The following is a 620-nucleotide window of genomic DNA, read 5'->3' as shown; positions in this document are numbered from 1 at the left end:
GTCTTGGGCCCGGCAGAGCGAGCAGTTGGCGGCCGGAATCTTCCTGCCCGGAACGAGCGGATGCACCGGCCACCCCTTGCGCGCACACCAGATCGCCCTGTCAACCGGGAGTGGCTCCGATGGCTCGGTGAGAAGTTCTGAGTGGCGGGACACTCTGCCGGTTCCTTGCTCAGGGTGCGGGTAAACCGCACGACCCAGTTGAAAGTGTGCAGGTCAATGACTGATAGGTCGCAGCTAAAGGGGCTGTAGGGGCTGAAGCTTGCTGTCGCTCGGAGCGAGCCTAGCGCAGGGACCTAGGGCGCATCGAACGCCGGGCCCAAGTTTGCGGTTATGCCTCAAGTTCCGCCCCTCCCGCCCCTGCGCTGAGGTGCGTCAAGGGGCTTCCTGTGGTGCGGTCGGCAGCGCCCCGCCCCTGTGAGGTGCCGGCGTTCTGCTCGGCGCTGGACCAGGACTCACCGGCTGGTCAGTCTATTTCAGTATTACTTGCCCGTTTTTAAGAGGGGCAGTAGGGGCTAAATCTTCGCGACCATACCGCAAGACATGCCTCTGCAAGAGCCCCTGCCCCCCGCGTTGCACAATCCGGCGAGTTCTGCCCCCACAACCCCTACCTCCTCTCCACA

It is taken from the genome of Kitasatospora sp. NPDC058243 (genome assembly GCF_042882025.1).
Lineage (GTDB): Bacteria > Actinomycetota > Actinomycetes > Streptomycetales > Streptomycetaceae > Kitasatospora.
The sequence above is the reverse complement of the archived record's forward strand: the minus strand, read 5'-3'. Positions refer to the sequence as shown.